The sequence below is a fragment of the Mediterraneibacter sp. 210702-DFI.5.30 genome (assembly GCF_020560115.1).
In the GTDB taxonomy this organism is placed as follows: Bacteria; Bacillota; Clostridia; order Lachnospirales; family Lachnospiraceae; genus Mediterraneibacter; species Mediterraneibacter faecis.
Window position 1 is genome coordinate 1 of the sequence record NZ_JAJCME010000017.1, and the last position, 19,126, is coordinate 19,126.

Genomic DNA, 19,126 nt, shown 5'->3' on the forward strand with positions numbered 1-19,126 from the left:
CAAGTCAAAACACGCATCCTCCGTGTCAATCAGCGGAGTGATTGACACGGGAGTGTACAGTTACTCTGTTTATCATAATCTGATATAACATGGCGGATCACCTCATAACGAAATCCTTTTCGCGCAAGATATCCTAATATCTTTTGATATTCCTGCTCTTCCATTCTTTCCGGATCAACCTTCTTTTTTCGCAGTATCCTTCGGATTGCCTCTTCCTCAGAATCTTCACTATAGCACTGTTCAAAAGCCAGGCAGATCAAATCATCAGAAACTCCCTTCTGCGACAGCAGTGCCTTGATTTCCCGTTTGCTTTTAGTATCTTTGCGGCTCATAACAAAATTTTCCGCATATCTTGCATCATCCAGATATCCAAAAGATCTCACATATTCAATTGCTCCGCTGATTGCATTCTCCGGATATTGTCCCGCCTTCAGTTTTTCCCTTAATGCAGACTCAGTACGATCCATATCCTCCAGCAAATGCATTGCTCTCTTCTTTGCGCGTTTCAACAGTACCTCATTCTGAATTTTTTCATAATTTTCCTGCGCGAGATCTTCTCCCTGCTTTATACCAAAACGCTTCAACTCACCTTTATAAAGCACAAATGCAAATGTTCCATCCAGATATACTTTAAACTTTGTCTTTGTCTGCTCTTCTATCCCAGTAACAATCATTCTTTCTTTTCTGCCTCATCAGCCACTTTAGAAGCCGGTGTCAGCTTCAGATCACTTGATGCCCCGGTCTTCTTCTCAGCATCTGGAAGCTCATTCTCTGCTTCTTCTGATCCGGATAATGCATAATGTGCTCTCACCTTCTGATCCAGTGTCTCCATCACTTCCGGATGTGATTCCAGATATGCCTTTGCATTCTCTCTTCCCTGGCCAATCTTCTCTCCCTCATATGCATACCACGCACCGCTCTTCTTCACAAGATCAATATTGGTTGCGAGATCAAGAATATCTCCTGCACGGGAAATACCTTTTCCAAACATAATATCAAATTCCGCTTCTTTGAACGGCGGAGCAATCTTATTCTTCACAATACGGATTCTTGTACGGTTTCCTACCATCTCTCCACTCTGCTTTAAAGTCTCGATTCTTCTGACATCCATACGCACAGATGCATAGAATTTCAGCGCACGTCCTCCTGTCGTTGTCTCTGGATTTCCAAACATTACTCCAACTTTCTCACGCAGCTGGTTAATAAAGATCACAATACAGTTTGACTTGCTGATAACCGGTGTCAGTTTTCTCAATGCCTGTGACATCAATCTTGCCTGCAGACCAACATGACTGTCTCCCATATCCCCTTCGATCTCCTGCTTTGGAACAAGTGCAGCTACAGAGTCAATGACAATAATATCAATCGCCCCTGAACGTACCATTGTCTCTGCAATCTCAAGGGCCTGATCTCCACTGTCAGGCTGTGAAATATAGAGTTCATCGATATCTACTCCGATATTCTTTGCGTATACAGGATCCAGTGCATGCTCTGCATCGATAAATCCGGCAATTCCGCCTCTCTTCTGAACCTCAGAAATCATATGAAGTGCGACAGTTGTCTTACCACTTGATTCAGGACCATAAACCTCAATCACACGTCCCTTTGGCACACCGCCAAGTCCAAGTGCCAGATCAAGGCTCAGACATCCGGTAGGAACTGTCTCTACAGCTACATGCGCCCCTGATTCTCCCAGCCGCATCACTGCACCCTTACCAAAATCTTTCTCCAGCTTTGCGATCGCTGCATCCAGTGCTTTCTTCTTCTCTTCGTTATTCGCCAGCTTTGTAACGCTCTCTTTGCCTGCCATAATTTTCTCCTTCTCTATCTCTCTTAGTGTATAAAACCCATTCTCTCTTTTTTCGAACAGTTGTTCGTCTATGAATAGATTTTATTATACTTCTTTCAAAATGTCAACAATAATTCTTCCCCTTAATTTTGTTGCAATAATACGATATACCATGGAATCCTCTTCCTGAAACAGAAGCATTGAAGTTCATGTGAATCAGTGCCGGCTTAAGGATCTGCCGGCCAGACAACTAAAGAATAGCATAAGGAAAGGCAGAATGCAAGTACCACAGCACTTACATTCTGCCTTTTATACTACACTGCTTTCCAGTGTTTCACTTCTTCTTTATAAAAGATAATTCCTTCCTGGATAATTTTGAATCCACTGCCTTCAAGTTCCGCAATCGTAACAGAACAATTTGGCGGTACTTCATTTTTCCAGAAATGTTCTACTGAAAGACTGCCTCTCATCCTGTTCAGCATTGCTGTCATCGCAGCGCCATGAGTAGAAATCAGAAGATTCTTATCCTTCAGCTTCTTACTCTCTTCAAGACTCTTTAAAAACTCTCCGGTTCTTTCATAAAGTTGTTCTACACTTTCAGCATCTTCCGGCGGAATATAATTTCCCGTATTCTGAAAGAATTTCTGAAATGCAAGATTCTCTTCTTTCGTCTTATCTACACAAGACATTCCCTCATACGAGCCAAAAGAAATTTCCTGGATTCTCTGATCTTCATAAAGCGGAATGTTGCGTCCTTCAAGAAGAATCTCTGCCGTTTCTTTTGCACGCCGTAAGGGACTTGTATAAGCCAGATCTATCTGGTATTGTCTCATCCCATAAGAAGTTTCCCGGGCAAGATGACGCCCATATTCATTTAAGGGAATATCCTTTCGTCCCTGTACCAGTTTTTTCTTGTTCCAATCCGTCTCTCCATGACGCACAATATATAGCCTCACTGCTGCCTACACTCCCTCTTCTTATCTTTTTAATACTTCTCTCCTGATATATCTGTAAGTAGTTTCCTCGCCTTCTTCCGCAAGCATATGAAGCAGTTTTTCTAATAATTCTCTTGTATCTTTATGCATCAGCTCATCTGCACGTCCGTTTTCATAATAAGCAAGCGGTGCATCAGAGGTATATGCATCCCCGAGATACACTTTACTTGCTGCAATGCGGTCAAGAAACATCTCTACTACATATCTCACCGGCATCTTCATTCCCGCCAGAAGGTTCGGTCCCTCCAGACTATAATCAATCCAGTATTCATAATGGTGTTTGTTCCTGCCTTTGTGGTGGAGCCATGCGGAAGAATACCCCTTTTCTTCCCGTTCGGCATTATTAGGGCTTCTTGTCCCCTGATAGTATCTGCATCCCACACGGAATTCTGTCCAACTGTATTTTGACATATCATGGAGCAGTCCCTGTTTGTACAACCCAACACGAAAACACTCTTTCAATACCAGTTTTTTGTGTTTTGTTATGGTACAAAAATGTGCAAATGCCTTCATACTTTTCCCTCTCTGGCCGGCTGTTCTTCTTTACAAAGTTCTTCTGCTCCCTGCCGTTTTTCTATTTTATTTACATTCTGCGTCTTAGCTGTATGAATCGGTTTCTTTTCTGAACGACTCTTCTTTTCTTCTATCCTACGTCCAACCAGAATTGCTACGCTACGTTCTTCCAGTAATACTTCTTTCTGATTTTCCAGCTTTTTCGCTTCACAAAGCACGCCATCTTTTGTAGTCATAACAAGATACCATTCTACGTTCTTTCCAATCGATGGTATTGCGAAGTGATGCGGCAGCCAATGCATATTATATGCTATAAAACAAGGGAACTCCCCTTCTTTCGTTCCTGAATACAAGACACCTAACTGACGGCTGGAAACTTCTGCTTTTACCTGCCATGCATTTTCTCCATGGTAAGATACGTCCGGTATGCCACATCTCGTGGTATCCATTCCGGATAGTGCTGTACTCTGGTGGAGACAACGATGTTCTTTTCTCAACCCGATCAGTTTCTTTGTATACTGAAACAGCCAGTCATCTTTCTTCAACTGTGTCCAGTTCACCCATCCTGTCTCGTTATCCTGACAATATGCATTGTTATTTCCTCTCTGCGAATTACAGAATTCATCTCCTGCAAGGAGGCATGGAGTTCCCTGAGCCGTCAACAGGAGTTCTAATGCATTCTTCACTTGATTCTTTCTAAGATTGACAACTGCGCGTTTTCTGCTCGGTCCTTCAGCTCCGCAATTCCAACTGTAATTATAATCTGGTCCATCCAGGTTCTTCTCACCGTTTTCTTCATTATGTTTGCAATCATAAGACACTAAATCCCATAACGTAAATCCTGTCTGTGTTGTAATATAATTGCATTTTCCATTTTCCGATGAACGATTTTTCAATGCCCAGATGACATCATTGACCATATTCTCGTCACCTTTTAAGAAGCGACGCATCACATTCTGGAAACCATCATCTTTCTGCATCAGCTTGATATCTTTCAAAAACGGATCTTCTATCAGCTGCTCCCACGGTACGTTATAAGGATTCAGAACAAATCCATCCACATGATACTCCAGCATATAAAAGCGTAGACATTCCGTTACATAATTTGCTGATATTCCCGGAACAAATGGCATCTCCAGTACAACTTCTATGCCCTGACTATGACATGCGCGCACCATATCTTTCAACTCACGAACTGCACTTTTCCCATATGCGTAGGCTTTTTTAGGGGCAAAATAAAAACCTTTACCATATCCCCAATAGTTCACTTTTGTTTTTCCGCACTCTTCAAATTCATAGACCGGCATACACTGAATCTGGTTGACTCCAAGTTCTTTTAAATAATCCAGTTTTTCAACAACCCCCTGGAATGTTCCCTTATGCACCACTTTCGAAGAAGAATGTTTTGTAAATCCACGCACATGCAAACCATAAGCCACTACATCTTCCCATGGAAGATGTAGGCGCTGATCCTCCTGCCAGTCATAGTCCTCCATTGAAACAATTTTCCCACGAATCTGATGTTCCTGAAGTTTCCGTTCTACACCAAATTTCTCTTTTCCTGCAAGTTCTTTTGCATATGGATCCACACATACTTTCCCATCAATCAGAAAATTGTATTCATATCGATCTGCTTTCAGACCTTCAACAGATAAGAAACGTACTTCTCCAACGCCTTCTTCCTCTGGCATATCAAACTGATATTCCGGAACATCTTTCCCTCTCTTATACAGTAAAAGTTCACATGTCTTCCCTTTTGCTACCTGAACGGCAAAATTTATATTTTTGCCTTTGATATCCACTCCAAATGGCTGCGGACTCCCCTTTATCTTCCTCATAGTTAACCCCTTTCTTGAGCAATCAATAAATTACTGCCATCCATCTGTTCCGTACATTTCAACATTATCACGATTTATAAAGAAAGTTTCCTCATAATTATCCTTCTCGTAATCCTTGTCTGCCAGTAATGCTGTCGCCACCTTTACTGCTGTCTTTCCCATATTGATCGGGGACTGTGCTCCAATCCCGGTCATTCCTCCAGTGCCATTCACCAGTGCTGTTTTTGTCGCCGGGGAACCATCCACACTATACACGCAGATATTCGTTCTCTGCGCTTCTGTGATTGCTGCCATCACCTGTTCTGCCATAGGATCACTACCACACATTACAGCATCAATCTCACTATTTTCGCTCAGAACCTGTGTCATCTCGTCCTTCACATTGCTACTGTCTCCCAATGCTTCAATTCTCTTTACCACTTCAAACCCACTGTTTGTTATAGCCTCTTCAAATCCGGTAATTCTCTCATTCACTGAGTTCACCCCAGGGCTTTCCACAATCACAATTTTGCCGCCATCTGGTTTCTGGACCTGAAGATCCTGCCCGCACACATATCCCGCATTCTCATTATCTGACCCTACAAATGCAGATACAAGGCTTGTCTCTTTTACTTCTGTATCAAGATTGATCACCGGAATATCTGCCTCTTTTAAGGCTTCAAGTGCGGGAGTGATTTTCTCCCAATCTACCGGACAAAGAAATACTGCCTGTACCCCTTCGTTGATCAACTCCCGAATCTGTTCATTCTGCAAATCAGCATCTGATGCCGGATCACGAACCATCAGACGGTCACCTTGAGCCTCTAATGCTGTCTGGACAGAATTTTTCAATGTGTCATAAAAAGGATTCGACATATCAATCCCACTAAATCCAAACAGTCTGCCACCTTCCCCTGTATTATCATTTTTCTTATCATCCTCTTCTACTACTGCATTATCTTCCGGTGTTCCAACATTTTTCTTTCCACATCCAAACAGTGCTGCCGCTATACACAAAACTGCCACTGTACACAGTATCCATCTTTTCTTCATATTGTCTATTATCCTTTCACTTCTATCAGTAACACTTTTATTCTACCTTGTTTAACCCGAAAGTCAATCTTATCTTGCTTTTTTCTCCCCTTTTTGTTACCATCAAGATAGCTGATCATTCTCGTTTTGAGCACCTGGCTGGTCAATACGGAATGAAATACAACACAGATTCAAAGGAGAAGATTATGAACGAAAACGAATCCCTCACAGTCACTTTGACACTGGAGAATAATGAGGAACTTGAATGCGCTGTTCTCAATATTTTTGAAGCAGATGAAAAGGAGTATATCGCACTTCTTCCACTGGATGAAAACGGTGATAACACAGACGGTCAGATCTATCTGTATCGTTTCATTGATAACGGAGAAGAGGAAGAACCTGGACTTGAGAACATCGAAGAAGATGAAGAGTTCGACCGTGTTTCCGCTATATTCAACGAATGGCTGGATACACAGGATTTCGGCGATATCGATCTTGATGCATTAGATGACCTGGAGGACTAAGTCTTGAGGATGTCAGCAAAGTGACTGACATCCGGTCAGCTTTTCAATAGTTCGTCTACAAAACGGGAAGGAGTAACTTCTTTCCCGTTTTTTATTTTCACATAACAGATCTTCAGAAAATCTTTTGCCCTTGTCATTGCCACATAAAATAATCTTCTCTCTTCTTCGATCTCCTTGTCTGTCTTTGCCTTCTGATACGGAATCCTCCCTTCATTCGCCGCAATCAGAAATACCTGCTTGAATTCCAGTCCTTTAGAAGCATGTATCGTCATCAGACGGACACCTGGACGTGGTCTGTTTCTTTCCTTTTCCTTCACTTTCAAAGTCTCCGTATATTCTTCTACATGTGCAAACCATTCTTCAACACTTGAAAATGCTTTTGCCGCCTCTTCGATCTCTGCCAGTACTTCATTCAGATCAGATCTGTTTATCTGATGTGTAAATGCATACTCTTTCAGAAAATCGTCATAACCAATCCTTTTTCTGATATACTGGATTGCCGCATATGGAGCCATCTTCATAAGCATCTTAACATCCCACTCAAACTGATCAATCCGGTCGATCATCCAGTCTTTATCACAATAGAACTTCCGCATGTCTTCAAAAGAAACCTTTGCTCCTGCTACACTGTCTCTTCCAAGATATCGCTTTGGTCGGTTCATTATCTGTAAAAAATCTTGTCTGTGCCGGGCTCCTGTTGCCAGTCGGAAATATGCCATGATGTCCTTTGCGATAAAGTGTTCATATATATTTGGAAGATGTTCTTTCATCTGAAACGGGATCTTCCGCTCCACCATTGCTTCTACCACTGCTCGCGCATCTGTATGAACCCTGAACAGAATCGCAATCTCCTCTTCTTTTATACCATTCTCCTTACATTTCTGTATCTCTTCAAGAACATATTCTGCCTCTTCCACCGGATCTTTCACTTCCTGAATATGAAGGCAGGAACCGCCTTCACGGTTTGCTTCCAGTTTTTTACTGTATCTCTCCACATTATTTTCAATCAGTTTCAAAGAATTCTGTACGATATTTGCTGTCGAACGGTAATTCATTCCCAACAGAATTTGTTTTGCATTAGGGAAATCTTTTCCAAATCCAAGCATCAATTCTGAATCAGCTCCACGAAATCCGTAGATTGCCTGATCGTCATCCCCTACTACGAACAAATTATTTTCCGGCTGTGCCAGCATGCGAATCACATCATACTGAATTCGATTAATATCCTGAAATTCATCAATCAAAACGTATCTGAATTTCTTCTGCCACTGTGCAAGTACATCTGGTCTTGACCGGAACAATTCATAACAAAGTACCAGCATATCATCAAAATCAATCTTTTTCAGTTCTTTTCTATACTGTTCATAATTACGGTAAATATTGCGAAAAGCATCCGCACTACACTTTTCTGATACAAATTCTTCCAGCGGAATCCGATTATTCTTCACTTTTCCAATTTCTGCCGCAATATCCTGAATAAAATCTTCTTCATCAAAGATCTCCATTCTTTCCTTGTTAATCACGCCACGTAAAATCTGATATTTTTCTGTCTCCGAAAGAATATTTTCCTGATTCATCCGGTAAGCCCATTTCAGGATTCCATAATAGATTCCATGAAATGTACCCACTGTAACCGGAAGATCTCTTTTGCCCATAACCAAACAGAGGCGGGATTTCATCTCCGCCGCTGCAAATCTTGTAAAAGTAACGACCAGAATTTCTTCTGGTCTTACTTTCTGTTTCTCTATAAGGTATTTTACTCTGTTTACAATCGTAAGCGTCTTCCCCGATCCCGGGCCTGCCAGTACAAGACATGGGCCGTCTGTGTGCTGGATTGCCTGCGTCTGTGCTTCATTAAATCCCATTGTACCTCTTTTCGCTGTCCTTACTGAAGTTTCTCGATTCCAAGACGGATTCTTCTAAGAGACTCCTCTTTTCCGAGTACTTCCATCAGTTCTGTTGCTCCACCCGGAGTGCTCTGCTTTCCGGAAACTGCTGTACGAAGCGGCCACATTACATAACCTACTTTGTATCCTTTTTCTGTTGCAAATGTTTTCAATGTCTCAAACAATGCATCATTACTAAAGTCCTCCTGCGCCTCGAGAACCGGAAGAACCTCGTTCAGAAGTGCGAGTGACTTCTCAGGATCTGTTTTCATCTTCTTGTGTGTATACAGTGCAATATCGTAATCTGGAAGTTCTTCAAAGAAATCAACCTGCTCTTTGATCTCCGGAAGAATCTCAATTCTTGTCTTCACAAGTGTTGCAATCTTCTTCAGATCATAGTCCTTTGTTACTGCCTCTTTCAGATAAGGCTCCGCAAGTGCATAGAACTTATCAAAATCCATTGCCTTGAGATATTCTCCGTTCATCCATTTCAATTTCACTGTATCAAATACAGCCGGAGATTTACTCATATGATGATAATCAAATGCCTCAACAAGCTCTTCCAATGAGAAGATCTCTCTGTTGTCTGTCGGGCACCATCCGAGCAGTGCAACATAATTCACAACTGCCTCTGAAACATATCCCTGCTCGATCAGATCTTCATAAGAAGAATGTCCACATCTCTTGCTCAATTTCTTATGATTCTCATCTGTGATCAGTGGACAGTGTACATAAACCGGTACTTCCCAACCAAACGCCTTATAAAGGCGGTTATACTTCGGTGCTGAAGATAAGTACTCATTTCCACGAACAACATGTGAAATCTCCATCAGATGATCGTCAATTACGTTTGCAAAATTATATGTCGGGAATCCATCAGATTTGATCAGGATCATATCGTCAAGCTCTGCATTCGGAACTGTGATATCTCCGTAGATCTCATCATGGAATGTTGTCTCACCTTCATTCGGTACATTCAGACGGATAACCCATGGCTTACCTGCTGCCAGATTCGCCTCTACTTCTTCCTTGCTCAGACTTAAGCAGTGCTTATCATAAACAGAAATCTCTACTCCACCTTCGGAAACCTGTGTTTTTAAAGACTCCAGACGCTCTTTGTCACAGAAACAGTAATAAGCATCTCCCTGCTCTACAAGCTGCTTTGCATATTTAAGATAAAGTCCTGATGCATTACGCTCACTCTGTACATACGGTCCATATCCGCCATCTTTATCCGGTCCCTCATCATGGATGAGACCTGTTTTCTCCATTGTTCTGTAAATGATATCAAGTGCACCTTCCACAAAACGTTCCTGGTCTGTATCCTCTACACGAAGGAGGAAATCTCCCCCTTCATGCTTTGCGATCAGATACGCGTATAATGCTGTTCTTAAGTTACCCACATGCATTCTTCCTGTCGGGCTTGGTGCAAATCTTGTTCTTACTTTCTTACTCATTCTATCTTCTCCAATTCTTGTTTGTTATTGTTCAATCTCGTCATATTATAGCGCAAGTCCCCAGATTCTTCAACAAACAAAATCAATGTTTTTCTTTTACTCCAAAAGTTTCACCGTTTCAGGAATACTTCCCGCCTGTTCAAGTGTACAGGATCTTGCATCAATACATTCCAGATTTGTTCCATCAAATGCACTTTCTGCAAAACTTTTCACACTTTCCGGCACCTGAAAGGTTCCTGTCCACGCTGCCGGAAATGCAAGAAGAACTGTGCCATCTGCCGTGTAAAGTACACCATCTACCGTAACATAGGCTGGATTTGCTGCATCTGCTTCTATCCATCCCAGATTACTCAGCCCAACAAACGCTCCTGGCTGAATATTTGTTATATTAGCAGGAATTTCAATCTCTTCTACAGCAGAACCAAGACCCGACAGTGCTCCTCTCGCAATTCCGGAACATCCTTCTTCAGGAAAGTACAATACTCCATCCTTTATCACTTCTTTGTCTCCTGAAAGTCCACAGATCATACCTTCCGCATTAATAAGATATCCGGTATCTGTATTTCCCACTGCTATCGACCCTTCTTCATCCTCATTTTCATTTTTTACATTTTCCATTGAATCAGGATTTGTAATTACCGGTTCACTTGCAACATTTATAGTTGTATCTCTTTTCACACCTGGTTTTTCTGCCACAATCTCTTCTACTACTGGTTCTTCCACCGCAATTTCTTCTACCATAGGTTCTTCCACTAAAATTTCTGCCAGAACAGCTGCTACCTGGATAACATCTGCTTGATTAACATCTGTCTGGATAGTTTCTGCTGATAAGAAAGAATGCTCATCCATTTTTTCCGGTTCTTTTATCTGTTTTGTTATTGTTACTTTTTCCGGCAGATTATTTCCTGACACATTTATATCCTCTGTTGTCGCACAGACCTCTATTTCGGAAATCAGATTCTTTTCCAAATATAATGAAACAATTTCCTGTGCAGACATCAGAATCAGCGCACCACTTAATAAAGTCACTCCCACTCTGACATATGGTTTTCTCGCCGCTTCCTGATGCCATTCATTCCAATTCAGTCCTATATCCATGTTCTCTTATTCCTTTCTCTTTCCCCCACATTTTAATATACGAAATAATTTTAGTTTATCAAAGAAAAAGGGATGCTGCAACCAAATGCAACATCCCTTTGATTTTTCCGCTTTGTCCTGATAGATTCCAAGGATTCTATACGTTAATTTCAGCCTTCACGCCAAGGATCTCTTTATTCTTTTCAAGCAGTGGACGGATCACATTCTTAAGATAAGCATCTACCTGCTCACTTGCACGTCCAACATATTTCTCCGGTTTCATTGTCTTCTGAAGATCCTCTAAAGTCAGGTTGAATGCCGGATCCGCTGCGATCAGTTCAAGAAGGTTATTGTCAAGTCCCTTCTCTTTTACATTTCTTCCTGCTTCCATAGAAAGCTCACGGATTCTTTCGTGCAGCTCCTGACGGTCTCCACCGGCTTTAACAGCATCCATCATAATATTCTCTGTTGCCATGAATGGAAGTTCGGACATCAGACGCTTCTCGATTACTTTCGGGTATACAACCAGTCCGTCTACAACGTTCAGACAAAGATCAAGTATTCCGTCGATTGCAAGGAATCCTTCCGGAACACTCAGACGCTTGTTAGCGGAATCATCAAGTGTTCTCTCAAACCACTGTGTTGCAGATGTGATTGCCGGATTAAGTGCATCAATCATCACATATCTTGAAAGGGAAGCAATTCTCTCACTTCTCATCGGGTTTCTCTTATAAGCCATTGCTGAAGATCCGATCTGTGTCTTCTCAAATGGTTCTTCAATTTCTTTTAAATGCTGGAGCAGACGGATATCATTAGAGAATTTGTGAGCACTTGCAGCAATTCCTGCCAGTACATTCAGTACTCTTGTGTCTACTTTTCTTGAATAAGTCTGTCCGGATACCGGATAACATGCCTTAAATCCCATCTTCTCAGCGATCATTGGATCGATCTTGTCAATTGTCTCCTGATCTCCGTCAAACAGTTCAAGAAAACTTGCCTGTGTTCCTGTTGTTCCTTTAGATCCAAGCAGTTTCAGACTTCCAAGTACATATTCCAGATCCTCAAGATCCATTTCAAACTCCTGCATCCAGAGAGTTGCTCTCTTTCCAACAGTTGTCGGCTGTGCCGGCTGGAAATGTGTAAAAGCAAGTGTAGGCTGGTTCTTCTGCTCCTCTGCAAACTTCGCAAGCTCTGCAATTACATTCACAAGCTTTGTGCGAACCAGTTTCAGTGCTTCTGCCATAATAATAATATCTGTATTATCTCCTACATAACAGGATGTAGCTCCAAGATGGATGATTCCTTTTGCTTTCGGACACTGAACACCATATGCATAAACATGAGACATAACATCATGACGTACAACCTTCTCACGTTCCTTTGCCACCTCAAAGTTAATATCATCCGCATGGCTCTTCATCTCTTCAATCTGCTCATCCGTGATGTTAAGTCCAAGCTCCTTCTCAGTCTCTGCCAGTGCGATCCAAAGTCTTCTCCATGTTCTGAACTTTTTGTCCGGTGAGAAGATATACTGCATCTCGCGGCTTGCATAACGCTCTGAAAGCGGGCTTACATAACGATCATTACTCATAATTCTTTTCTCCTTGTTTCATATCTTTATCGTAACTGTTCATTTATTATAACACATAAACTGAGTCTTCAAAATCAATTTTGTTCAAATGCCTGACTGATATCCTCTTTCGGAACTTCCATCGGATACTTTCCTGTAAAGCAGGCATCGCAATACTTAAGATCTCCAACCATGTCTTTCAGTTTCTCAATCTCCATGTATCCAAGAGAGTCTGCTCCAATCAGCTGACGGATCTCCTCCTGTGTGTGAGTATGTGCGATCAGCTGCTCATTTGACGGAACATCCGTTCCAAAGAAGCATGGATGTAAGAACGGTGGAGAACTGATACGTACATGTACCTCTTTTGCTCCGGCTTTTTTCAGCATCTTAATGATATTTGCACAAGTTGTTCCACGCACGATGGAATCATCTACCATTACGATTCGTTTTCCCTTTACAACTTCCGGAATCACATTCAGTTTGATTTTTACACTGGAAACACGTTCGCTTTGTTTCGGTTTGATAAATGTTCTTCCCACATAGCTATTCTTGTGAAATGCCATTCCATACGGAATTCCTGACTGCTCAGAATATCCTTTCGCTGCTACCAGACCGGAGTCCGGAACTCCTACAACAAGATCAGCGTCTACCGGATAAGATTCCGCAAGTGCTTTTCCTGCCAGAATTCTGGAATGGTATACACCTACACCATCGATTGTACTGTCTGTTCTTGCAAAATAAATATACTCAAAAATACATCTTGCCTGTTTTTCCGAATCGATCACCATACTCGTATCTGACTGGATTCCATGTTTTCTTGTAATTGTTACGATTTCTCCCGGAAGAACATCTCTTACAAACTCACCGTCTACAGCTGCGATTGCACAGCTCTCAGAAGCAAGGAAATATGTATTGTCACGTTTTCCGATACACAGTGGCTTGAGTCCAAATGGATCTCTTGCACCAATCATTTTTCTCGGGCTGCTAACAACAAGTGCGTATGCACCCTTGATCTTCTGCATCGCACGCTTCACTGCTTCTTCTGCTGTCGGTGTATGAAGACGCTCTCTCGCAATAAGATATGCGATTACTTCAGAATCTATTGTTGTCTGAAAAATAGCACCTGTCTGGCTGAGTTCTTCTCTCAGCTCGATTGCATTTACTAAATTTCCGTTATGTGCAATTGCAAGTGTTCCCTTTACATAGTTTATAACAAGTGGCATTGCATTCTCTACACGTGTTGCGCCTGCTGTTGAATATCTTACATGGCCCACACCAAGATTTCCTTTCAGCTCTGAAAGGCCCTCTTCATCAAACACGTCATCCACATGGCCAAGTCCTTTTTTTGAAAGGACGTTTCTCTTCCCATAAGTGTCTGTCACTGCAATACCGCAGCTCTCCTGACCTCTATGCTGCAGAGCAAACAAGCCATAATAGACTGATGCAGCCACATCATGCCCATCCACATCATAAGCACCAAAAACACCGCATTCTTCCCCAAGTCCCGTCACTGCTTTTTCAAATTCACTCATGTCAGTTTATGCTCCTTACCTAGTTCCTGCTAGTTTTTATCATGATTTCTGTATCATACAAAACCGATTATAATATAAGGCGGAGTGAAAATCAACATTCCCTCCGCCTTGTATTTCTTCCTGCTCATTATTTTATTTACGTCCAATATATTAGTATTTCTAATATATTCGTCGTTTTTATTCTTCGTATCTTATTACCGCCTTCATTTTTTGTCCAGTATTTACAAAATCACTATCCATTTGTATAACGAGACAAAAATTGACGGGTACGCTCTTCTTTTGGATTCTCAAACACGTCCTCAGGAGTTCCCTGCTCAAGTATCTTACCGTCATCCATAAACAGAACTTTGTCCGATACGTCTCTTGCAAATGCCATCTCATGCGTTACGATGATCATCGTAGTATTCTGATCTGCAAGTCCTTTGATAACTTTCAGTACTTCACCTGTAAGCTCCGGATCAAGCGCCGAAGTCGGCTCGTCAAAGCATAGAATATCCGGACTGAGTGCAAGTGCACGGGCAATCGCCACACGCTGACACTGTCCTCCGGAAAGTTGATGCGGATAGTTATTCATACGCTCTGAAAGTCCCATCTGATCTAAGAGGCGCTTTGCTTCCGCTTCAATCTCTGCGTGTATCTCTTTCTTGCGTGCCTTATAATCAGGCTGACTTTTTGCAAGTAGTTCCTTCGCCAGCATTACATTCCCAAGTGCTGTATACTGCGGGAACAGATTAAAAGACTGGAATACAAGTCCAAAATGTAATCTTTTCTTACGGATCTCACTTTCCTGTTTTGTTACAGGATTTGCAGCATCAAACAATAATTCATCATTTACACGGATCACACCTTTATCCGGTGTCTCCAGAAAATTCAGACAGCGCAGAAGTGTCGTCTTTCCACTTCCCGAGGAACCGATCAAGGAAAGTACCTGTCCACGTTCCAACGAAAAGCTGATATCTTTCAATACTTCTGTCCGTCCAAATGTTTTATTAATATGTTCTACTTCAAGTATTGCCATTTATCTCTTCCTCCCCATTTAATTAAAATATTCCAGCTTCTTCTCAAGCTTTCCAAGAAGGACTGTCAGAATACCATTGAAGATCAGATAATAAAAAGCTGTAAAGAACATCGGCCAGATCGCACCTGAGATTCCCTGAGAACCTTTCAGGAACGCCTGTCCTGCCCAGATAATCTCCTGCAGTGCAATGATTCGTGCAAGAGAAGTATCTTTTACAAGTGTGATGATCTCATTTGACATCGGTGGAACAATTCTCTTCACCATCTGAAGCAGCTTAACCTTAAAGAAGATCTGATGCTTTGTCATTCCAAGAACAAGTCCGGCCTCCGTCTGTCCCTGTGGGATACCCTGGATTCCTCCGCGGTAAATTACCGAGAAATAGCATGCATAGTTAAAGATAAATGCAACCGAAGCTGCAAGAAATCTTCCGCTTTCACCGCCACCCCAAATTGGGTTTCCTAAGACCAGTCCCGGGAAATAATAAATGATCAGCATCTGGATCATAAGCGGTGTGCCTCGCACGATCCAAACAATGATATTCGTGATATAACTCAACGGTTTAAAATGTGACATTGATCCAAATGCAATAACCAGTCCCAACGGAATAGCTCCAAGAAGCGTTGCAAAAAACAGCTTCAGCGTCTGTAAAAATCCCACATTCAGTGAGTGAATAACGATTGGAAATTGTTCCATAATAAGTTCCATTTTATTAAAGCTCCATCCTAAATTTATTTTTCAATCAATGCAGCCTGCACCTTGTAAGTCTCAGCACATTTCTTCATTGATCCATCTTCCATACTCTTCTTAAAATAGTCGTTCAGAGCTGCTGCAAGATCAGATCCTTTACGGAATCCAACACCATACTCCTCATCGTTCAGACTTATTGTGTAAGTAAGATCTGCATAACCTGTTCCTTCTCCAATCATAGCTGCTGCCATCAAAGCATCAATTGCAGCTGCATCTGAATTTCCTGAAGCAACTTCCATCAATGCATCTGCCTGTGATGAAACGGCTGTATACTGAGCACCGATTCTGTTTACCTGCTCTTCTCCTGCACTTCCTGCTTCTACTGCAAAAGTTAAATCTTTCACACTATCCTCATCCTGATACTTATCAGCTTTGTCAGCCGGTACAACTACAACCTGTGCATTATTCATATAAGCATCTGTGCATTCCATGGAGCTTTCCACTTCATCTGTCAGTGTCATACCATTCCATACGCAGTCGATTGACTTTCCATCAAGCTCAAGCTCTTTATTATCCCAGTCAATCTCTACAAATTCTGCCTCAACTCCGATACTCTCTGCAAATGCTTTCGCCATGTCTGCATCAAATCCGACCCACTCACCATTATCATCTTTATAATCCATTGGTTCAAAGTCAGTAACACCGACCACGAGTGTCCCTTTGTCTTTCACATATTCAAGATCACTCCCTGTTGATTCCGCTTTCTTATTCGCATTAGAAGAGTCTGAACCACATCCTGCCAACATAGAAACTGCAAGTCCTGCACATAATAACACACTTAATACTTTTCTTTTCATAATAACACCCTCCATCATTGAGTTTGGCTTTTATTCTCTACCAATGAGTCACTGTACTACGGTAAAGTTACCGTTGTATTCTACCATAGCATACAATATATGTCAAACCCCAAAACAGTAACCAAAAGGTACAGAACAATGCAGGTTACTGTTCACTCCTGTGTCAATCACTCCGCTGATTGACACGGAGGATGCGCGTTTTGACTTGAATGCATCTCGCCCCATCGCCAAAGGCGATTTAAAATGGCGAGATGCGTTGCTGGTCGCACATCGTGTGAACAGTAAACAATGCAGCTGCTCATAGATTCTGTGAACAGCTGCACAAAAAGTCTGTATTATGTATGATTTCTTCTATGTTTCCTCTTCCACTTCTCCAAAAGTACTTCATTTGGCTCAATCTGAAGATTCTGCTTCACTTCGTCCATCTCACTTCTCATCTGTGCATTCACTTCCTGATATTCACTGTGCTTTGTAAGCAGAATATGAAATTCTTCCAGCGACATATACTTATAAGACGCATACAGATATGGTTTTAGTAATTCCTTATCTTCGCAGATCTGGTAGGCTCTGTCATACATTTTGGCCGCTTCCTGATAAAGGAACAATCGTCCATATGCCGCTCCAAGACATGCATAGATCTTTCCATAGAATTTTTCATCTACACTCTCATCTTTTTCCTGATTCAGGATTTCCTGATAAACAATGATTGCTTCTTCAATCTCACCGCTTTCAAGAAGATTATCGCCTTTATACTTCTTACGCTCTACATCCTTCTGATTTTTCAGATGTTCCAAAACATTCTGGATACGGATCATCTCAGATTCTTTATAGATCTTTGAAGCTTTCAAAATTGTAAGAACAAAGTTCTCGACAGATCCACGCATACGCATCAAATCTCGAAGCTGCTCTGCCAGTTCTTTCATACCGAGCTCTTCTTCCAACCAGGTGCAAAGCGGTTCATTCATGATCGTATAATCGATCAGATATAAATTATTACACAGATAGTAACACAATTCTTCTATTGTAAAGATCCTGCAGTGGATCCTGGAAATCTCATAAGGATGTGCTGCGTGTCTGTCATGACAAAGAATTAAATTTCCCATCATTACCTCCTAAATGTATCACCTTTTCCTCACGGAAATCCGTCGGCAGGAAGAAATCTCCAAATCCGACATCACGTACTGTAATCTTGCAGGTTTTTTCATCCTGAAACATCGTTTCTATCTGAAGTCTTGTAGAGTACTCTGCTCGCTTTGGAAGTCTCTCCAAAGAGATTTTTTCGGTCTTAACCGTTCCCTGAACCAGTGACTCGATATGGAATTCTATATCATCACCCTCTTCAAGTATCACTTCCCACTGATTATTTGACTCATACCAGTGTGCACCCCAGGAAACAAGCGGATACCACATTTCCTGACCATCCACACGCATATTGACTGTAATCTGATCTGTCAGCTTAGTCTCCGATAGATAAACCGGATTCTCTATATGCATATACAGTTTTCTGTATGCAGTATAGCAAGCTCCTTTGCTGTACAGATTATTTCCGATAAATGCTCTTCTTCCATTGCAAAGCACCCGCAATGACTTCGGATACCAGTTATTTTCGAACCCTTCTCCTGTCAGGAATACGGAAGAAACAATCCTCTTATCAAACACGCTCTGTATAAATTTACAGAACATCGCATCGGCTTCTTTTGCTTTGTCCTCGTTCAAAACCGGATAAACAAGCGCCAGTTCTTTCATATGTGCATTTGCAACTTCATCAACCGTAACAAATGTAGTCTTTCCACCACCAAGTCCCGGCTTCAGTCTGCGCAGCATATATGCTTTGATCTCATTACGGTCACAGCAGAACAATGCTGCATCATACTGCCACAGTTCTTTCGGCTGATAGAAGAGATAATTACAAAAACTCTCTTTATAATCCTGAATAAAGATATGTCTTTTATCAATATTCATACGAACTGCGATCCTTCGAAGCATCTGTGCCAGTTCTTCTGTAAGAACCGGTACACTGAACACAATTCCATCAATTTTAGGAAATGACTGTAAAGACATCTGGATAAACTGTGAAAGCAGCCATACTGCATCATATGTCTCATCACCAAATTCAATTTTCTCATTTGCAAGACTTCTCGAAAGCAGACGGGCAACGGTAAATCCTTCTTTCAGTGTTGCAAGACGTTTCGCCTCTTTTCCATATGCCCATGTGTCTCTTAGTTTTCCAATAATCAAAGGAATCTGAAAATTATCTGAGTCAACTTCCAGTGTCTGAGGTTCCATCTCTTTATCATTATAAAAACTGATCTGGCATGTCTTTTCATTTATCTCATATCCAATTATACTTCCCTGTCCCATGAAAAGATTTC

The 19,126-nt window shown here is 41.6% G+C and carries 17 protein-coding genes; 1 reads left to right on the forward strand and 16 read right to left on the reverse strand.

Translation table 11 applies throughout. The annotated features are described in order from the left end of the window. Positions 1–29: 29 nt before the first annotated feature. The 6 genes from LI126_RS13390 to LI126_RS13415 all read right to left on the reverse strand — a co-directional run bounded on the left by LI126_RS13390 (position 30) and on the right by LI126_RS13415 (position 6,167). Complete coding sequence (locus tag LI126_RS13390) at positions 30–674, reverse strand: regulatory protein RecX (RefSeq protein WP_020435792.1); 645 nt, start codon at positions 672–674, stop codon at positions 30–32. Beyond that, positions 671–1,810 carry a recombinase RecA gene (recA, locus tag LI126_RS13395; RefSeq protein WP_015528892.1) on the reverse strand — a complete coding sequence of 380 codons (1,140 nt, stop codon included), beginning with the start codon at positions 1,808–1,810 and terminating at the stop codon, positions 671–673. The genes LI126_RS13390 and recA overlap by 4 nt, the downstream gene beginning before the upstream one ends. 293 nt (positions 1,811–2,103) lie before the next feature. After that, positions 2,104–2,745 (reverse strand): histidine phosphatase family protein, encoded by a 642-nt coding sequence (locus LI126_RS13400; RefSeq protein ID WP_195937017.1) that lies wholly within the window; start codon positions 2,743–2,745, stop codon positions 2,104–2,106. 21 nt (positions 2,746–2,766) lie between these two features. Beyond that, entirely contained in the window at positions 2,767–3,297 is a 531-nt protein-coding gene (locus tag LI126_RS13405; protein WP_015528890.1) for a DUF5662 family protein, read from the reverse strand. Then, the gene (locus LI126_RS13410) at positions 3,294–5,135 is read right to left on the reverse strand and encodes an alpha-amylase family glycosyl hydrolase (protein WP_227165563.1); all 1,842 of its coding nucleotides are present in this window, start codon (positions 5,133–5,135) and stop codon (positions 3,294–3,296) included. Before LI126_RS13410 ends, LI126_RS13405 begins: the two co-directional genes overlap by 4 nt. A 30-nt stretch (positions 5,136–5,165) precedes the next feature. Continuing rightward, positions 5,166–6,167 carry a sugar ABC transporter substrate-binding protein gene (locus LI126_RS13415; protein WP_227165564.1) on the reverse strand — a complete coding sequence of 334 codons (1,002 nt, stop codon included), beginning with the start codon at positions 6,165–6,167 and terminating at the stop codon, positions 5,166–5,168. A gap of 185 nt (positions 6,168–6,352) precedes the next feature. Here LI126_RS13415 and LI126_RS13420 point away from each other — a divergent pair, with 185 nt between their 5' ends. Next, positions 6,353–6,670 carry a DUF1292 domain-containing protein gene (locus LI126_RS13420; protein WP_020435786.1) on the forward strand — a complete coding sequence of 106 codons (318 nt, stop codon included), beginning with the start codon at positions 6,353–6,355 and terminating at the stop codon, positions 6,668–6,670. Between the two features lie 35 nt (positions 6,671–6,705). On the opposite strand, the gene LI126_RS13425 is transcribed toward LI126_RS13420, so the two are convergent. The 10 genes from LI126_RS13425 to LI126_RS13470 form a co-directional block, all read right to left on the reverse strand. Continuing rightward, entirely contained in the window at positions 6,706–8,535 is a 1,830-nt protein-coding gene (locus LI126_RS13425; protein WP_227165565.1) for an ATP-dependent helicase, read from the reverse strand. Between the two features lie 20 nt (positions 8,536–8,555). Next, a complete protein-coding gene (gene gltX, locus LI126_RS13430) occupies positions 8,556–10,013 on the reverse strand; it encodes a glutamate--tRNA ligase (RefSeq protein ID WP_227165566.1) in 1,458 nt (485 codons plus the stop codon). A 96-nt stretch (positions 10,014–10,109) separates the two neighbouring features. Then, positions 10,110–11,111 (reverse strand): hypothetical protein, encoded by a 1,002-nt coding sequence (locus tag LI126_RS13435; RefSeq protein ID WP_227165567.1) that lies wholly within the window; start codon positions 11,109–11,111, stop codon positions 10,110–10,112. A gap of 136 nt (positions 11,112–11,247) precedes the next feature. Next, complete coding sequence (gene purB / locus LI126_RS13440; protein WP_015528882.1) at positions 11,248–12,681, reverse strand: adenylosuccinate lyase; 1,434 nt, start codon at positions 12,679–12,681, stop codon at positions 11,248–11,250. 74 nt (positions 12,682–12,755) lie between these two features. After that, on the reverse strand, positions 12,756–14,192 hold the full coding sequence (purF, locus tag LI126_RS13445; protein WP_055144680.1) for an amidophosphoribosyltransferase: 1,437 nt from the start codon (positions 14,190–14,192) through the stop codon (positions 12,756–12,758). Between the two features lie 232 nt (positions 14,193–14,424). Further along, the gene (locus tag LI126_RS13450) at positions 14,425–15,210 is read right to left on the reverse strand and encodes an amino acid ABC transporter ATP-binding protein (protein WP_055144683.1); all 786 of its coding nucleotides are present in this window, start codon (positions 15,208–15,210) and stop codon (positions 14,425–14,427) included. Positions 15,211–15,228: 18 nt separating this feature from the next. Further along, on the reverse strand, positions 15,229–15,915 hold the full coding sequence (locus LI126_RS13455; protein WP_015528879.1) for an amino acid ABC transporter permease: 687 nt from the start codon (positions 15,913–15,915) through the stop codon (positions 15,229–15,231). Positions 15,916–15,938: 23 nt separating this feature from the next. Then, on the reverse strand, positions 15,939–16,754 hold the full coding sequence (locus tag LI126_RS13460; RefSeq protein WP_055144686.1) for a transporter substrate-binding domain-containing protein: 816 nt from the start codon (positions 16,752–16,754) through the stop codon (positions 15,939–15,941). 335 nt (positions 16,755–17,089) lie between these two features. Then, the gene (locus LI126_RS13465; RefSeq protein WP_020435780.1) at positions 17,090–17,857 is read right to left on the reverse strand and encodes a hypothetical protein; all 768 of its coding nucleotides are present in this window, start codon (positions 17,855–17,857) and stop codon (positions 17,090–17,092) included. Then, positions 17,832–19,115, reverse strand: a complete 1,284-nt coding sequence (locus LI126_RS13470) for a DUF5716 family protein (protein ID WP_015528876.1) — start codon at positions 19,113–19,115, stop codon at positions 17,832–17,834. Before LI126_RS13470 ends, LI126_RS13465 begins: the two co-directional genes overlap by 26 nt. Positions 19,116–19,126: the final 11 nt, after the last annotated feature.